Genomic DNA, 16007 nt, shown 5'->3' with positions numbered 1-16007 from the left:
AACAGATTTGTATTCCCCACGCCCGATGACAAATGAATTTGTATTGCACCGCCGATGACCTGAATCGCTATCTCTCCGCAGACGGAGTGACGGCATTTTCGGATCACGACGATGACGGATTCGGTGACAGCGGGATTGTGGACGATTGCATCGGGCGGGCATCGCGAGAAATCGACGCCTCGGCACTGAGACGGTACGAAGAGAGTCGCTTGGTCGGCAACGCAACACTTAATGACTGGGCGGTGGTGATGGCTTGCCGATCGCTTTGCCTCCGTCGTGGAAATATGCCTCCCGAATCGCTCGAGATGGAGTTCCATCGCATCGTAGACCCTGACACTGGCTTCCTGGCTCGCCTTGCATCGGGGAGATACAAACTGCCGGGACTGCCTCAGAAACCGGGCAACGAACCTACATTTTCAAACCTCACCGTTGACCGTAGGTATCGCAACGAACGCATTCGTGTGGTTCGGCAATCGAGCAGCCCAGAGCCGAGCACGCGAGAACGTGACGAAGCGAAATCGGCGGTGTTTTACGATGGCTAAAGTGTACTTCAGGGGGTCGCGTGCTGACGCTGCCACGCTTGTACGTCAAGTGATTCAAAGCTTGACCGGGCGTGGCGCGTCGCACGCGATTTTAGCACAGGGCGTTCACCGTTCGATCGGCATGGCCGCCCTGTCCGACATTCACGACGACTTCGTTCGCAAGGCAAAAGGCGGCACCGGAGAGGACGGGGTTAAATGGCCTCCGCTCGCACCGGCAACCTTAGCCTACGGACGCCGAGCACCCAAAGGAAAGGGGCACGCACCGGGTGGCAAGGATGGCTTGCTGACCAGGCGACAACTCAAACGATGGCGAGAGATTTACGGCACTCGGTTGGCTCGATTTGCGGCTTCAATGCCGCTGGGGGCCGCGAAGGCGAGGGCGGCGAAAATCGCGTGGGCGACAGTCAAAGCAGAGGGCGGCAAGACGAAGATTGCTGAGTATGCGAACATTCCTCACGAGATTTTGCGAGACACTGGCGTGCTGCTCAACAGCCTCTCGCCGGGCGAAGTTGGCAGCAACTCCGATCAGATATTTAAGACGATTTTGGGCGGCGTGATCGTGGGGACGAACGTCCCTTACGCAGCTGCTCATCAAAACGGAAAGCGACCATTCTTGCCGAAAGGCGAGGCTCCACAGGTGTGGCGTGACCGATGGGCGTTGACCGGAGAACGAGCAATCACGATTGCACTTGAGCACGCAATTGGGGGCAGGCATGATTGAAGCCGAAACCGCCTTGCTTGAGGCTGTCCGCGATACGTTGCGAACGAAACTGAAACTCAATGAGAGCCAATGCGATGTTGAGCTAGATGACGAAACAGTACCGGCGATTTCGTCGGCGAAGCACTTTAGCGTTTCGTCCGCTGGGCTTGTCGCTGGCAAGCATCACGCGCGAAGCGGCGGAGCGATTGACCTGTTGTTGTCGGTCCGCGTGGTCGTCTATCACCGGATGGGTGACGTACCACGCGATCGCAGACGCAGCGTTTTGCTCGAGAGGACACGCGGACTTAATGCCGACCTAACGGCAGTGATGGACGCGATTGATTTTCGCTACGAACCAATGAACCTGGCGACCTCAAATATCAGCACCCTCGGCAGCCGCGAAGGTTTCCTGGAGCCGCTGAAATTTGACTCCGCCGACACTAAACCCCAGCCGGTTTTCAAAGACCCCTACGACGCAGCAAGCAGCACCGCAAAGGGTGATCCAACGCTTGCGATTCGTCGGGGTGTGAAATTCTCTGGCGCACGATTTGTCATGACACGAAGGCAACAAGCATGAGCGGTATCATTGTTCCCGAAGATCGGGTTTTAAGCCAGCCAGTGACCGGCTTTTGCCGGAACCCTCGCTGCCGCGAAAAATCAAACCAAGAATTTCGGTTCAAGGTTGAGCACGACTTGTTCTCCTGCCCGAAATGCGGCGCGAACTCTGCACCCATGGTCGGTGTGATGACGCTCACGCACATGCTGGTTCCCGACCCCGATGGCCCAGTCCGCGGCAACGGCGGCGTTCGCTACGTGATCGCTTGCGACTCAAAGCGAGCATATCTCGCCACGGTCTCGAACGACGAAGCGGTGACTGACAACCCGAAGGTCGCGAACTGCCCTGGTTGTCTCGCGAAAGCCGAATCGCTGCTCCTAATCCACCCCAAGGGCATGAGCCTGATTGAAAAGGCGAAGCGACAGCAGGTCAGCCAAGACCAGTTGCTTGCGGCTGCCGACCGGCTCCCCGAAGTACCTGACGACAACGACGACGAAGGCGATTACTAAGAATTTTCGCCGCAAGTTTTTTCACCATTTCAATTTTAGATTTTGAGATCGCACCATGTCCGGTAACTTTGTAGCAGGCCAATACACCGCGACCTATAACGCCAAGGCACTCGGCCAAACCGCCGAGGGCTTTACGCTGTCGCATCAATTCTTTCAGCGGCTCATCACTGGCGATGCTGGCGGTGACACCCCGCAAGATGCCGTGTACCGTGGTCGTGAGCAATTCATTAGCTATCGGTTGATCGAAGCGTTGGCGGCTGCCGTGGCGGAATGCTCCGAGCCGTTTGCCAGCACCCCAGGCACGGCACTGACACTTGGGAAGATCGGCAAGCTGGTGGTGCGTGGTGATGGCTCATCCGAAGGCACACCCATCGCCAAGTCTCTCGTGTTGACCGCAGTCAGTGGCACGTCAGCATCCGAGGACGGGCCATCTACGATCACGTTGCCGCTCGCGATCTTGGCGGAAGGGTTCCCCGTTGAAATCCTTTTCGCTCCCGACCTTCGCGAGGTTCCGATTCGCCAGCGGATCTACCCAGAAATGTCCACTGGACTATTTGGAACCGTTGCCTAGTTGGCAAGCAACAGATCGTTGCGTGTCCCCATTGCTCCCCTCTCCCCTGATAAGAAGTATGCCCAAGCCGATCGAACTCGATTCTGGAAACCTCTCATTTGTGTTTCGTGATGGGGAGAAGTCCCACTCGTGGGATACTGACTTAATCACAGTCAAGCTCACGTGCGAACGAATCGAGGACAAGCACAAGCTTGTCCAGAAGTCCGGCATCATCCAGGGCAACGCTGCTTTCTTCGCCGACCTTGGCAAGGAGTTGGTGGCGATTGGCTGCCCTGTCGCAACGCCAACGGTGGCCGCGAGGGTGTGGGGGATCGTGAACGATAAATTCAACGCGAGCGTCAAGGATCTCGCAAAACAGATCGCTCGATAGCCAAACCCTCTCGCATGTAAAGCCTTCCCTTGTCCACTCAGATCGAAGTTGTATTGGTAGATGGCGGTGAAACATCAACCACCGCTTCGGATCGAGCCGCAGACGCTGGCACTGCTACCCGTCCGCACACACCCGAGGCGACAGGTAGCCGAGAATCGCAGCCATGGGAAAGCGATGAGCCGACCCGGGCCAGCGATCACCAAGGGGAACGCACGGGGAACTCAAGCCCGGCGTCAAGTCGCGACATCGACGCGAATCTAGACCGGATCATTCGGGACCTCGCGTTGCTGATCAACCGGCAGGCGACGGAGATCAACGATCGGTCAACGCTCACGCCTCCTGATCGGACGGAGCGACCGGACGGAGGTACACCAGAGAATAATGCTTCGGTCGATCGAGCCGAGCCGCCAGGCCCTGATGCGAAATCCGAGACCCCGCCAGACGACCCAAAGCGAGACGACTTTCGCGAGCTTGGCAATGCCTTGCGAGGCGTCAAAAACTGGTTGTCCCCGCGAGACATCGCTCGTTCACTGGTCGGATTCTTTGCTGGCCGGGCCGCTAGCCGTATCGAACGAAGCGAGCGGGTTGAGTCGCACACCAAGTCAAGCCGAGACGATCGACAGAGCACTCGCACCGCTGGTGATCGCGTAAGAGCGGACCACCAAACCGAAACCGAACGAGACGACCAGCGGACGCACACTGCGCGAGCTGATCGCGACCGCGAGAGCCGCCAGGAGTCACGGCAAGCAACCGACCACTCACGAGACACTTCGCGTGAAGTCGTGCGTGAGATCGTGCGTGAGCCATCGTCGGACGCATCGGGACCAAAGGCCAGGCCTGAGCCGGATGAATCAGTTAGTCGGTCGGAAAAGGTCGATCGTGAATCGTCGCGTGAGGAATCGTCTCGCGAATCCACAATCGAAAGAGCGAGCGAAACGAACACGGAAAGCCGTGAGGCATCACGAGAGGAATCACGCGAAAAGTCAATCGAGTCGAATCGAGAAAACTCTCGCGATGAATCACGAGAAGAGTCGTCGCGTGAGGAATCGTCGAAGGAGACAAGCAAGAGCACCGAGGAGTCGATTAAGTCGACCCAGGATAAAATGTCGGTCGTCCAACGGATTACCGACGCGATCCGAAGCACTCGCGATCGCGTGGTTGACCGTGTTGCGAAAAGCGAGAGAGTGGAAAGGACAACGGTTCGAGCGAGGGAAATCGCTGGACGTGTCCGATCGCGAGTGGAAAAGCTTCACCCGCGAAAGGTGGCTCGACGCGCTAAAGATGCTGCGGTAAACACGACTCGCCGCGTATCAGCCAAGGTTGCCGGTAGCCGCGTTGGTCGTGCCGCGAGCAACGCTAGGTCGAGCGTCAAGAAACACGCCAGTGCGATTGGATCGCGAGTCGCAAAGAGCCGCGTCGGTCGTGCTGCATCAAGCACTGGACGCAAGGTCGCTGGTAGCCGTGCTGGTCGTGCCGTGGGTGGATTTGCCACGAGGGTTGCCGCGAGAGTCGGAATCGGTGCCGCATCGGCTGGATCGGCCACCGGGGCCGGAGCCGGAGCTGCCGCAGCCACCGGCGCCGGAGCAGCCGCGACCGGAAGTGCCGCAGCCGCAATCGCAGGAGTCACCGCCGCACTTGGTCCACTCGCGTTGGTGATCGGTGCGGTAACAGCAGCAGCGGGCCTGATGCTCGTCGCATTCCTGGCTGTCGTCAATCGATTCCAGGCGATGGGCAACGAGCTTGAGGACGTGTCTGGACCGGTTGCTGCGGCAAGAGCAGAAGCGGAGGCGGAGCGATTCTCCAGCCGTGTAGAGCGAGCCGAAAAAATTGGGCCCGACGTGGCTCGTGTCGAATCGGCAAAGGCTCGACTTGATGACGCTGTGTACGATTTGCAAACCAAGATTTATGACCTGCTGGCATCAAGTTTGGCACCGACAATTGAAGTGATTGCCGACACCCTAACGCTTGGCGTCCGCGTGGTTGAGGCTGCAAAAGAAGGCCTTGACGTGCTGGTTACCTACATTCCGTTTTCGGGGATGGATCGCACGAAAGAGTCGCTCGAATACATCGAGGCGCTCACTAAGGTTAAGAAGGCTATCGACGACCTTGGGAAAGACAACACGCCACTCCCCGGACGCGGGATGGACCAATTCATGCAAGAGCTCGCAAACGTCGTTGCCAGAAACCAAGGCGGTGGCGGTGGCGGTGGCGGAGTCAAACCGAATCGAGTTCCGTAATGACAGATCCAGAACCATCACCCGAAGACTCTATTGACCATGGCGTGCTGTTTTACAACGGCTACACCTTCGGTTCCCTTACGCACGTCGACGTGTCGAGCGAAATGGTATATGACGCCACCGAACGCACGGTCTCCTACATTAAACACAAGGTCACAGCCAAGGCGATCATTGCACCAAACGACGACTACAGCGATCAGGATTCGCACGTCGAAGCGATTCGCCAGCGACTGAGCAAACCTGGAAAGAAATTCGAGCTATCTCAAAAGGGGTTCGGCCCCTCAATTCGCGTCAACTTCAACGACGCGGAGGAGGAAGAGGTTGAGGTGCGAGACGTTGCGTTTGGTCCAAAGCCTCGCATGATCTCCTGGCTGCCGATCGGCCACACCGGAGCCGCTGAGTGCGTTTGGGAATGTGACGTTCACGTGCCTGAGTGTTCCGGCGCTCGCTACGACGGCGTGATGACGATGGCTTATTCGGTCACCTACACCGTCAACCGGAAAGGTTTCACAACTCGTTCGATTGCTGGCCACTTGATCATCGCCATGACTCGTGATGAATACGACGGCATCCCTGATTCCGCCGACGAATACCGCGACAAAATTGCCATTGGAAAGATCGACAATTTTCAACGTGAGCAAATGTTCCAAATCTCCGAGGACAAATCGCGGCTCGATTTCGTTATCACCGACACTGAGATTGAGTCGCCCAATGGCTGGCCCGCTGGCGTAGTCGACATCTCTGGATCTCACCGAACGCGAGTCAACCCATACAGCCGTGACCGCATCGACAGCTCAATGTCGGTCGAGGTCGAGCTCGCACAGAATCAACCGCGAGTGCGGGCGTGGCAGATTTTTCAAGCGATCATTTCAAAGCGTTGGTCCGCAGTGCCGACCAACATGACGAGATTCCTGGATCACCTTGAAATTGACGAGGAGCTGTTCGGCAACAAGCTGGCTTTCACGGCCCAGTGGCGAACGATCCCGAAAGGCAGCAATTATTTTGATTTCGTGCTCAATGATAACGGCATGTTCCGTTCGCTCGAAATCGACTGGGCCGACTGGAAAACCAGCATGAATGACATCACGTCGCAGCGTGGTATCTCGCAACTCAAGTACCACCACGACGACGAAAAGCTGATCGACCTTTGCAACACTGACGACCCAGGCTACACGCTCGACAACGATCTGCCGACCAACGCACCGGATGGTGAAAGCACGGGGCTCTGCAACACGAAGCCAACCGCTGAAAATAGCTACATCCATTTTGATGCGAACCTGACCAACGATCGCAGCTACCTCAATTTGGTTCAGATCACGCTTGGCGAGACGGTCGTTAATCGCAACACCAATGACTTCCTTGACGAAGATGCCACGCTTCCGGAGATCAACCTCGGCGCGGCGGCCGCAGTTGTGTCACGGGGGCACCCAGGCATCACTTTCACTTGGGAGGGCTACTGCGAGCGAGTTGGATACCCGATCCCCGACGTCGATCTTAACGACTTTACCGAAACGCCTCTGATCAAGAAGAAAGACAAGACCGTGCGTAAGTACCTGGGGATGGTCTATTGTCAGCCGGTCTACTCGATGCGGTGGGTACATGAATACGAGGCTCTTGAGAATCCGTCGACTTCGCCAACTACGCCGGTACCGTTCGTCCCTGATGAAGAGGAGGAGGAGCCAGCGTAATGAATATTGAATTCAAATTACCTAAGAAAAAAACGGAAACGCTTGAGTTATTCGAAAGTGAAAAATTATTCCGTTCGCTCGAGCGTTCGCATCGACTTGAAACAAAGGGCGGTCGAGTCAAGCCGACCGCTGCGTTTTTCAGGTCACTCGCCAAGAAATTGCAGTCACTAGGGTTTGATGGCTGCACCCCTACAGCCGCCTTCCTTGTCTGGATCGCTGTCTTTAACTCGATCGATATCTTACAAAAGAAGACCGCCGACGAATCGGAGATCGCATTCTGGTACGGAATCAATCCTTGGCAGCTGAGCGAGACCGAACGAGCCGGATTGCTGGCGAATATCCACCGCGTCAAGGCGCAGGACACGCTACATCGAGGCGATTTCGACCCAACCGACTACGCCTACATCCACGACATCGTCATGCTCGCCACAGGCGACAAAGATAAAGCAAACAAGGCTCGCAGCGATGCGATGCAACGATACGTCGACAAGAAAACACGAGCCGCAAGCTAACCATGATCAACCTATTCAATCGCAGACGAAAACCAGAAGTCGACACGAAGCCAAAGACCGGAAAATATGAACCGGTTAGCTACGGATTTTTTAACCAGCAACGCGATTTGCCGCTGTTTACGTTCGACGTGATTCGCACGATGCTTCTCGATGGCCAAGTGCGATTGTCGCTGGCGATGCGCGCGGCACCCGTGAGCGGCGTGGAGTGGGCGTACAAAGAGGGGAAAAACTGGATTCCCGGCATTGAATCCGATTCGCCCGAGGTGTCAAAATTCATTCTTCGCCAGCTCGAGCGGATCTGGACCAACCACCTTTCGGGAATCCTCTCGGCACAGGTCTGGGGTTGGTCGGCTGGCGAGATCACGATGCGTCTATCAGGTGAGGGGCTGGTTGAGATCGATCGACTCGAGCCCCGCCAGGCGGTCGACTGCCGATTGATCCAATCCGATAGCCAACCATGGGGCGTCCGCGTTGATCGCGTCGCTGACGTGGGTAGCGTTGACTTGCCGTTCCCTTACGCATGGTTCCACGCTCACGCACCTGAGCCGGGTGAGACGTATGGCCAGAGCGCACTACTGGGAGCGTATTCACCGTGGGCTGATAAATGCCATCCTGGCGGAGCCGTCGATGTTCGCCGGCTATTTATGCACAAAGACGCGTACGGCGGTACCGACCTGGGCTACCCCGAGGGCTCCGACTTTTACGACGATCAAGGCAACCCGATCCCGAACCGCGACATTGCACGCCAGATCATCGAGCAATTGCAAGCCGGAGCGGTGACGACACGGCCAAGTACTCGAGACGAGCTGGGCAACGAGAAATGGCCGCTCACCCGCGCGACCGTGCCCGCCAACCCTCAGCACATTCTGCAATACCCCAAGGATCTCGACTCCGAGATTCGCGGGGGCATCGGCATCCCCGATGACGTGATTGATTCCGATGGCAGCGGCGGCGGTTGGGCAGGAAAGCGGATTCCGATGGGGGCGTTTTGCGCGTCGCTCGATGACTGGGTAGACTCGATCACCTCCGACCTTCGCGAGCAATGCTTCGATCGGCTGGTGATGCTCAACTGGGGACGTGCGATCGATTACGAAATCAAGCACAAGCCGCTAGCTGAGCAGATGATGGAGCAACAGAGCAACGCGGGGCCAGGCGAAGACGGGCAGCCGCAACAAGGGGGCGGACAAGAGCAGTCACCGCAGCGTTTCGGTCTCGACACCGTTGACGCAGTTGGCCGCGGCGTGCTCGATGCCAGCCGGATTGTCGACGCGGCTCGAAGTGTGCTGCGAATGGGTGCCGATGCCGACAAGTCGAAAGGCTTTTGGCGAAGTGGAGACGATGGCCAAAAAGTCTTCATCGGTCCCGATGGTAAAGCGAGAGCGGGCGGGCCGGACGGCAAGGAACTGGGGATCGGAAGCGGCAAAGGTGGAGCCACCAAGAAAAGCGGTAACACCCAAAAGATGGACAAGGCAGGCGAGCGAACAAAACAGCAGCCGAAGCCGCGTGAAAAAGCACAAGCGAAGCCAGAGGCTAAGCCACTGACTAAGCAGGAAGCGGACGCAGTGACTGCGTACTCAACCCGGAAATTCCAAGAGATCAACGGCGACCTTCGAAGCGGAAAGGGGACTCGCAACAAGGCAACAATCCAGAAACTGGACTCAGCTATTGCCAAAAGCAAAACCACTACCGATCAGCAATTGTTTCGAGCTGCCAAGATTCCAGCCATCGACGAAGCTTTGAAAAGCGGGAATATCGAAGGACTTGAATTTTCCGACCACGCATACACATCGACCAGCAAGGACAAGAGCCGAGCTGATAATTTCGCTCGCGATGGCGCCCGGATGTTCAAGGTCAACGTGCCGAAAGGATCCTCCGCGATCGACGTTGGCGACCACGCTGGCGGGCTTAAGGGAGAGCAAGAAGTATTGCTTCCTCGCGGCTCGAAGTTCCGAGTCAAGGGCGTCCAGAAGGTCAAAGAAAAAGTGGCCTACCGCGACGCCAGGGGCAAAGTGAAACACCGGATGAAAACCGTTGAATATGTCGAAATCGATTTAATCAATGAAGGTGGTGAAGATGAGTAATGCAGCCGATCGGACAACTCGCCAGATCCTTGGCCGGTCGATGATCACGGCTGCAACGTGGCTCGATGACCTGCGGCGGCAGCTCTCACGTTACATCCTCTCGTTCTGGCGAGGATCGTTTGAACGAGTCGGTGAAACGCTGCTTGGCACTCGGCAGATCCTCCGCAGTGGCTTGCCGATCATTGGCGAATCGCTCCACTACACTAGCGTCATTTCGTGGGTGGCCGGCTATGACTGGATGTTTCGAAAACTGCCAGCGGATCCGAAGAAGTCGAAAACCACGACGCTCGAAAAAGACCCTCGCGCCGAAAATATCCGCGACCGCTTTCCGAACCTGCCGCTGACGCCAAACCTTCCGTCTCCTTTCTTGCCACGATCACCTCTCACGCCGTCACCGGACCCGCCGCAATTGCCACCGCCTGCGATCCGATGGCCTGGTGTCTTCGACGACGGGCCCGAAGAGATCCGCTTCCCTAAAATCGAAGAAGCCGCAAACCGGATGCTCGAGCGGAACGTGATGAAGCGAGACGATTTTGACGCGGTGAGCGAGCGATTTCGTGAGACCGCCTTCACCGTCGCGGGCGAGATGGAAGAGCAAACCATCGAATCGATTCGCGACGTGCTGGCCGAAGACATCCGCGAGGGCACATCACTGGAGGGCTTCAAGGAGCATCTTGAGATCGAACTCGGATCCTCCCCGATCGGTGGCGCCCACCTCGAAACGGTCTACCGCACCAACGTGCAAGGTGCCTTTCGCGACGGCCGCGAAACAATTATGCGTGACCCCATTGTTGACGCGATGTTTCCCTATCAAAAATATGTGCCAATCCATGACCTCCGAGTGAGGCACGAACACGAGCAACTTGGTACGCTTGGGCTCGATGGGACAGGCATCTATCGTCGCGATGATCCGTTCTGGGATTATTACACGCCGCCATGGGGCTACAACTGCCGCTGTGGTGTTTCGCCTATGACGATCGAAGCCGCCGCAAGACAGGGCGTCAAGGAGGCGCAGCAGTGGCTCAAGACTGGCCAGCCGCCCGAGCACCCAGAGTATCGGATTTCACACATCCCTTTTCCAAGCGTTCCTGGCTTCGGGTCGCGAGGATTGGTCGGGACATAATCGACGGAAATGCAATACACCAAGATCACAATCGACTCGCAACCAGTCATTGACGCCGATCTCGTCATTGATCAGCTCGCGTCGTATCCCGACTGGGCGGACGGAATCAACTCGCTTGACTGCGAAATCGGCATCAAGCCATCAATGGGGCGGTTCCTGCTCACCGCTCAACACGCGGCCCTTGTATCTCGCATCGGCGTTTTTAATATCGTCTGGACGAACGGAGAGGCCGGAGGGGGGGCGTCCAAAACGGTCACCCTCAAAAATTACTGCTTGGTCGAATCGTTCGCCGCTGCGGAAATCCCCGAATCTCCAGTGGTGATGATCGTTGCCGACGCTCGGTATTTGCACCAAAAAACGACCACCCACCGTCGCTTTAATTGTCGCTCAGCCGCTGGGCAGTTTTACAACCACGGCACAAGCACGCTCAAGACCGCGGCGGAAATCCTATCCGAACTAAAGTCTGACTTAACGGGGACAGGCATCGAATCGCTCGCGTACCCCGTGGCCAGTGGCACGCCGGTGCCGCCAGAGAATCTCTATTGCGATGGCGGCTCAACGCTCGAGGCGATTGACTATCTAGCCGCTCACACGGGACACACGATTGCGTTCGACCCATATTTGGGTGATTTGATACTCGTTAAGATCGAGACGGCTGTGTCTGTTCAGATGGCGGGCCTCTTGAGCCTGTCAGACACGAGCATCACCAACGATTTGTTGCACGAGGTTCCGGCGTTCCCCCGCGATGCCCGATCTCTGGAGATTCGGTTCCGGCAATACCACTCGTACGATCGGTCGTTTATCCCGCTTCCGCCGCTGTCGATCGAGCGAACCGGAAACGCATCCGCGAGGGTTGGCTCAAAGGTCGCAATCTATGGTTCACGATTTTCCAACACGACCACGCTCGACCCTGACGAAGCGTACCCGTGCAATTCCGACGACATCGGAGACGAAGCCGACCGGCTAGCGGAACTCTACCTCACGATTGTCGCGATCAACAATTCGCAGCATTACAAGCATCTAGTGGGCCTGGTTGAATTTCCGGTTGAGATGCCAGTTGGAAAAATCCGCTGGCTAGTGTCTCGCAATTCAACGGTAACGCGATACGTGACCGGCATTCAGGTGCCTGAGCCTCTGCAATCATTTGCTCGTGTCCCTGAGAGACCGAAATCAACCGATGTTGTTGAGGCCGCCAACGAATCTGGTGGAGCTCGCGAGCGTGGCGACGTAATGTCACTGTGCGATCGAGAGTCTCTCACGTCATGCTCAATGATCGCGGCGGAAACACCAAGCGTTGGCAATGCCAACCCTTGGTTTGGCGTTGTCCGATTCGATGTGTCCAGCAACGAGCGAACCGAGTTGCAGATGACTGGCGAGTGCGTCGCCAAAGTGAACATCGGAAACGTATCGCACCGGAGGGCTAGGATCAATTACAGCAGCGTTGTTCTTGAGTCATCGCACGTCGGACCGGTTTCGATCGTCCGCGCTCCCGCCGAAACTGGCGAATCAAAATGTCTTGTAAGCTTGGGGCCTGACGTCACAACTCTCGTTACGTTCTTGCTCCTGGACGACTTAGATCTGGGGTCGGCTGCGGCAAAACTAGAGACGATGAGCGGCGATGAAATCGAGGTCGACAGTGTCCTTGACCCGCTTGGCATGTTTGATTCGCTCACGACAGGAGACACCGGGCTTGCTTTGTTTCAGGGCGGGAAATATTACGTAATCCACGCCGACAAAGACAGCTCCAGCAGCTCGTCAAGCTACAGTGAGTCAGAAAGCTACAGCGAATCGATCTCCGATAGCCACGTTGACTCCCACAGCGAATCAGACAGCCACATTGATTCCGAGAGCGACAAATCAACGGCGATCGTTCCAGCATCGTGGACTCATGGAGGATACACGGCACTCTTCACGCTCGAAGCTCCAGAGGTCCGGTTTGATGACGTGATGACGATCAAGACACGCGAAACTGATTTTACCGTCGCGGTGGATCCGCATTTCTTCGAGGTCTGCGAAAAGGGGACAATCGCGGTTTGTGGTGCCGTCGCAGACGTCCCCGTGGTGGTTGGCGCGAGCGTCGATAAAGACACGATCCGAGTGAGGCTATCCGACCACGACTTTGGCGAGGCGGTGATCACGCTGAGATTAACCGCCGTTCGTCGTGGATTCGCTGGCAAACGATTCCCGAACCGCACACGCGAGCAATTCGAGCACAACGAAAACTTCCTGCGATCCGCTTACCCTGGGGCTGGGCAATGAGTTTAGGGTCTTCAAAATCGAGCGGTTCGGTAAGTTCGTCCGGCAGCGTTACCGAATTTTGCGGTTTCCGATTGCCGGGCAACCTCTACGCGAAAATCACGTATTCGGGCTACAACGAGAACCGCTGGAATGTGCCGGTTAATTGGTATTCCTGTAATGGCACAGACTACTATTGTGACCAGCAGAGCTACATCGGAATTGAGGACATCAACGGGACTTACTACGCGAAGATCGCGGTAGACGAAAGCAACGTACCTTGGGGCGTCGGTCAGATCAGCCACACAGCCGACGTAAAGATCGGCTATTGGTACAACGGCAACTTGCTGTGCTCACGCGATGCTGTTGAATTCAATCCATTGGTGGGAGCGTTACACGGCGGCGACCCTTCCCCGTGGACGTTAGGCGTACAGCCTGCCTATAGGTTGCCCCGTCCAATTACCGGACTCACTCAATACACGGGTGACCTTCCTTATTTTGGTAGGGATATGGAATCGTGCGCTAAGTTGGTTGACGGCGTTTTCGGCCCGGAGTGGCACGAATACGCAAGCTTCGCGGAGTGGAAAGCTGACTTTGATACAACGATTTCTTTCGAGTTTTACCACGAGGGGTGGGTAACAATCGACATCGAAGCGGTGGTGATGTAATGAAATGCAAATCGTGCAACATCCATTTCGCCGACAACTCCGAAGCCTGTCCCATCTGCGGGGAACCGAGCGGCGTGATTGCGATCGCGAAGCCACCCGTCCCCGCGAATCCTTCCCACGGTCCAGGCACCGAACTAAAGAAAATGCTCGGATGTGAGTGCAAATTGCGAGTGGAGAAAATGGACGCGTGGGGTGTCGAGGGATGCCGTAAAAACATCGACACCATTGTAGGATGGTTAATTGCCGAATCAGCCAATCGCAACCTACCGAGCGGGTCCGTCACGAAGGACGCTGCACGAAGTTTAGTACGAATCGCAATCCAAAACGCGGAAAAGAATGGGCCATCCGGCGAAGATAAAATATCTGCGGTGTGGGTCTACTGGTCTGGCGGTGCGGATGGCGACGAGCTGAAATACTCGATGAGATCGGTTGCTAAGCATTTCACTGGGCTGGATAACATTGTCCTCTGTGGCGACCGAGAGCCATGGTACAGCGGCGACTTTATCCACTCGCCGAAGTGGACCAAGGCCGAGGCCAAGCGAAAGTATGGCACGGGAAAGTGGGCCAAGTGGACCGACAGCATCGTTAAGCTGCAAAGAATCATCGACAGCCCACTCGTCACCGATCGATTCCTTTGGTTGTATGACGACACATTCTTCATGCGTGATATCACGCTCGCCGAGGCAGCAATCCACCGTCGCACTCGATTGCTGTGTGCTCATCCAGAAGCGAAAGCCAACGGCACTTGGCGAGAGGTGCTACGCCGCACCACGCAAGCCCTTCACGAATCCGGCCGGCCGTCGAGAAACTACAGCCATCACGGGCCAGTTGTGTTCGACAAGCAGCTGCTGCAGCAGACGATCGACAAATTTGACCCGCTCAATCGCCCTCGAGCTATCGAATCTCTGTACATCAATCACCATTTTGACCTCGACCAAACGCAGCAACTCGGCAATTGGATGCGTTACACACAAAAGCCATCAACGCGGTGGAAGCCAGACCCCAACGCGGCAATTGTCAACGTAGGCTCGTTCCGGCGATCTGTCGCAACCGCCATGGCCGAAAGATTCCCCGACGCGTCACCGGTCGAAACCGCACCCGAATTGGATTTTGCGATATGAAGCCCCTCATCGTCATCGGCACACGACCCGAGTCCATAAAACTCGCCCCGTTGATTCTGGAACTGCAATCACGTGGGATCGAGCCTGTCGTGTGCTGCACCGGGCAGCATCACGAGATGGTCACGGAGGTGCTCAGCGGCTTCGGGATCCTCCCGACCTACATGCTCTGTTGCGAAAGCCTGGCCGAATCAATCGCTGCGATCGACAACGTAATCAACCGCACAGATCCCGTCTGCGCAATCGTCCAAGGCGACACTAACAGCGCCGCAGCCGGAGCCCTCGCCGCGTTCGGTCGTCGTGTCTCCGTCGCACATGTCGAGGCAGGGTTGCGGACCTACGATCTCGAATCACCGCGACCCGAGGAATTCAATCGCCGAGCCATCACCCTGGCTGCCGATTGGCACTTCGCTCCCACGGCGGATGCCCAACACAGCTTGCGAAAAGAGGGCGTGTCAATGGAGAAAATCCGAGTTGTCGGAAACACCGGCATCGACGCGTTGCTTTCGTCCGTGCCCGATGTTGAACCGAACGGCAGCGTGCTGGTGACCTCTCACCGCCGCGAAAACCACGGTGAGGGACTGCTGAGGATCTGCAGGGCGATCACCGCGCTGGCCGTGAGACATCCAGAGAATGTGTTTCACTGGCCCATCCACCCCAACCCCTCCGTCCGTGATATCGTCCGCGACAACGTGCGAGGCCGAAACGTCCACCTGACCGATCCGCTCTCGTACCGTGAAACGGTGCATCTTCTCTCGCGATGTTCCGCCATCCTCACCGACTCCGGCGGACTGTGCGAAGAAGCGGTCACGCTCGGTATTCCCACCGTCATCCTGCGAGAAACCACCGAACGCCCCGAAGCGGTCGAGCAAGGACTCGCCACCCTGGCTGGCACAAAGTGCGAATCCATCACTCGGGCTGGTGCCGCCGCGATTGCATCCCCACGGCAGCCGCGATCAACGATCTACGGTGACGGCAAGGCGTCTCGGCGGATCGTCGATTGTTTACTGTCTGACAATCTGCGAATCGGCGATGCCATTCCCGTCGATCGACCCTATCCGAAACAATCTCCGAAACAATCACTGGCGTAAACACTG

At 56.8% G+C, this 16007-nt stretch carries 15 protein-coding genes; all 15 read left to right on the top strand.

What is annotated here, in order from left to right:
- Positions 1 to 32 precede the first annotated feature (32 nt).
- The 15 genes from Pla52o_RS16225 to wecB are packed head-to-tail and all read left to right on the top strand — an operon-like array spanning position 33 to position 16001.
- Positions 33 to 542 carry a phage protein Gp36 family protein gene (locus Pla52o_RS16225; RefSeq protein ID WP_146595623.1) on the top strand — a complete coding sequence of 170 codons (510 nt, stop codon included), beginning with the start codon at positions 33 to 35 and terminating at the stop codon, positions 540 to 542.
- Positions 535 to 1263, top strand: a complete 729-nt coding sequence (locus Pla52o_RS16220) for a hypothetical protein (RefSeq protein WP_146595622.1) — start codon at positions 535 to 537, stop codon at positions 1261 to 1263. The genes Pla52o_RS16225 and Pla52o_RS16220 overlap by 8 nt, the downstream gene beginning before the upstream one ends.
- Positions 1256 to 1819 (top strand): hypothetical protein, encoded by a 564-nt coding sequence (locus Pla52o_RS16215; RefSeq protein ID WP_197169279.1) that lies wholly within the window; start codon positions 1256 to 1258, stop codon positions 1817 to 1819. The genes Pla52o_RS16220 and Pla52o_RS16215 overlap by 8 nt, the downstream gene beginning before the upstream one ends.
- Complete coding sequence (locus tag Pla52o_RS16210) at positions 1816 to 2307, top strand: hypothetical protein (protein ID WP_146595620.1); 492 nt, start codon at positions 1816 to 1818, stop codon at positions 2305 to 2307. The genes Pla52o_RS16215 and Pla52o_RS16210 overlap by 4 nt, the downstream gene beginning before the upstream one ends.
- A 55-nt stretch (positions 2308 to 2362) precedes the next feature.
- Entirely contained in the window at positions 2363 to 2878 is a 516-nt protein-coding gene (locus tag Pla52o_RS16205) for a hypothetical protein (RefSeq protein WP_146595619.1), read from the top strand.
- A 58-nt stretch (positions 2879 to 2936) separates the two neighbouring features.
- A complete protein-coding gene (locus Pla52o_RS16200; protein WP_146595618.1) occupies positions 2937 to 3248 on the top strand; it encodes a hypothetical protein in 312 nt (103 codons plus the stop codon).
- A gap of 29 nt (positions 3249 to 3277) precedes the next feature.
- Positions 3278 to 5485 (top strand): hypothetical protein, encoded by a 2208-nt coding sequence (locus tag Pla52o_RS26970; RefSeq protein WP_197169278.1) that lies wholly within the window; start codon positions 3278 to 3280, stop codon positions 5483 to 5485.
- A complete protein-coding gene (locus tag Pla52o_RS16185) occupies positions 5485 to 7173 on the top strand; it encodes a hypothetical protein (protein WP_146595616.1) in 1689 nt (562 codons plus the stop codon). The genes Pla52o_RS26970 and Pla52o_RS16185 overlap by 1 nt, the downstream gene beginning before the upstream one ends.
- Entirely contained in the window at positions 7173 to 7685 is a 513-nt protein-coding gene (locus Pla52o_RS16180) for a hypothetical protein (protein WP_146595615.1), read from the top strand. The genes Pla52o_RS16185 and Pla52o_RS16180 overlap by 1 nt, the downstream gene beginning before the upstream one ends.
- Before the next feature lie 2 nt (positions 7686 to 7687).
- Positions 7688 to 9766 (top strand): phage portal protein family protein, encoded by a 2079-nt coding sequence (locus tag Pla52o_RS16175; protein ID WP_146595614.1) that lies wholly within the window; start codon positions 7688 to 7690, stop codon positions 9764 to 9766.
- Entirely contained in the window at positions 9759 to 10889 is a 1131-nt protein-coding gene (locus Pla52o_RS16170; protein ID WP_197169277.1) for a phage head morphogenesis protein, read from the top strand. Before Pla52o_RS16175 ends, Pla52o_RS16170 begins: the two co-directional genes overlap by 8 nt.
- Before the next feature lie 9 nt (positions 10890 to 10898).
- Entirely contained in the window at positions 10899 to 13148 is a 2250-nt protein-coding gene (locus Pla52o_RS16165) for a hypothetical protein (protein ID WP_146595612.1), read from the top strand.
- Positions 13145 to 13792 carry a hypothetical protein gene (locus Pla52o_RS16160; RefSeq protein WP_146595611.1) on the top strand — a complete coding sequence of 216 codons (648 nt, stop codon included), beginning with the start codon at positions 13145 to 13147 and terminating at the stop codon, positions 13790 to 13792. Before Pla52o_RS16165 ends, Pla52o_RS16160 begins: the two co-directional genes overlap by 4 nt.
- Positions 13792 to 14913 (top strand): hypothetical protein, encoded by a 1122-nt coding sequence (locus Pla52o_RS16155; RefSeq protein ID WP_146595610.1) that lies wholly within the window; start codon positions 13792 to 13794, stop codon positions 14911 to 14913. The genes Pla52o_RS16160 and Pla52o_RS16155 overlap by 1 nt, the downstream gene beginning before the upstream one ends.
- Complete coding sequence (wecB, locus tag Pla52o_RS16150; protein ID WP_146595609.1) at positions 14910 to 16001, top strand: non-hydrolyzing UDP-N-acetylglucosamine 2-epimerase; 1092 nt, start codon at positions 14910 to 14912, stop codon at positions 15999 to 16001. The genes Pla52o_RS16155 and wecB overlap by 4 nt, the downstream gene beginning before the upstream one ends.
- Positions 16002 to 16007 lie beyond the last annotated feature (6 nt).

The sequence above is a fragment of the Novipirellula galeiformis genome, assembly GCF_007860095.1.
Classification (GTDB): domain Bacteria; phylum Planctomycetota; class Planctomycetia; order Pirellulales; family Pirellulaceae; genus Novipirellula; species Novipirellula galeiformis.
Note: the sequence above shows the minus strand (reverse complement) of the source record. Positions and strands in the feature narration are given on the sequence as shown.

Bases quoted from the DNA above. Each gene is read 5' to 3' on its own strand.
- Pla52o_RS16225 (WP_146595623.1), top strand. From the start codon at position 33: ATGAATTTGTATTGCACCGCCGATGACCTGAATCGCTATCTCTCCGCA.
- Pla52o_RS16220 (WP_146595622.1), top strand. From the start codon at position 535: ATGGCTAAAGTGTACTTCAGGGGGTCGCGTGCTGACGCTGCCACGCTT.
- Pla52o_RS16215 (WP_197169279.1), top strand. From the start codon at position 1,256: ATGATTGAAGCCGAAACCGCCTTGCTTGAGGCTGTCCGCGATACGTTG.
- Pla52o_RS16210 (WP_146595620.1), top strand. From the start codon at position 1,816: ATGAGCGGTATCATTGTTCCCGAAGATCGGGTTTTAAGCCAGCCAGTG.
- Pla52o_RS16205 (WP_146595619.1), top strand. From the start codon at position 2,363: ATGTCCGGTAACTTTGTAGCAGGCCAATACACCGCGACCTATAACGCC.
- Pla52o_RS16200 (WP_146595618.1), top strand. From the start codon at position 2,937: ATGCCCAAGCCGATCGAACTCGATTCTGGAAACCTCTCATTTGTGTTT.
- Pla52o_RS16185 (WP_146595616.1), top strand. From the start codon at position 5,485: ATGACAGATCCAGAACCATCACCCGAAGACTCTATTGACCATGGCGTG.
- Pla52o_RS16180 (WP_146595615.1), top strand. From the start codon at position 7,173: ATGAATATTGAATTCAAATTACCTAAGAAAAAAACGGAAACGCTTGAG.
- Pla52o_RS16175 (WP_146595614.1), top strand. From the start codon at position 7,688: ATGATCAACCTATTCAATCGCAGACGAAAACCAGAAGTCGACACGAAG.
- Pla52o_RS16170 (WP_197169277.1), top strand. From the start codon at position 9,759: ATGAGTAATGCAGCCGATCGGACAACTCGCCAGATCCTTGGCCGGTCG.
- Pla52o_RS16165 (WP_146595612.1), top strand. From the start codon at position 10,899: ATGCAATACACCAAGATCACAATCGACTCGCAACCAGTCATTGACGCC.
- Pla52o_RS16160 (WP_146595611.1), top strand. From the start codon at position 13,145: ATGAGTTTAGGGTCTTCAAAATCGAGCGGTTCGGTAAGTTCGTCCGGC.
- Pla52o_RS16155 (WP_146595610.1), top strand. From the start codon at position 13,792: ATGAAATGCAAATCGTGCAACATCCATTTCGCCGACAACTCCGAAGCC.
- wecB (WP_146595609.1), top strand. From the start codon at position 14,910: ATGAAGCCCCTCATCGTCATCGGCACACGACCCGAGTCCATAAAACTC.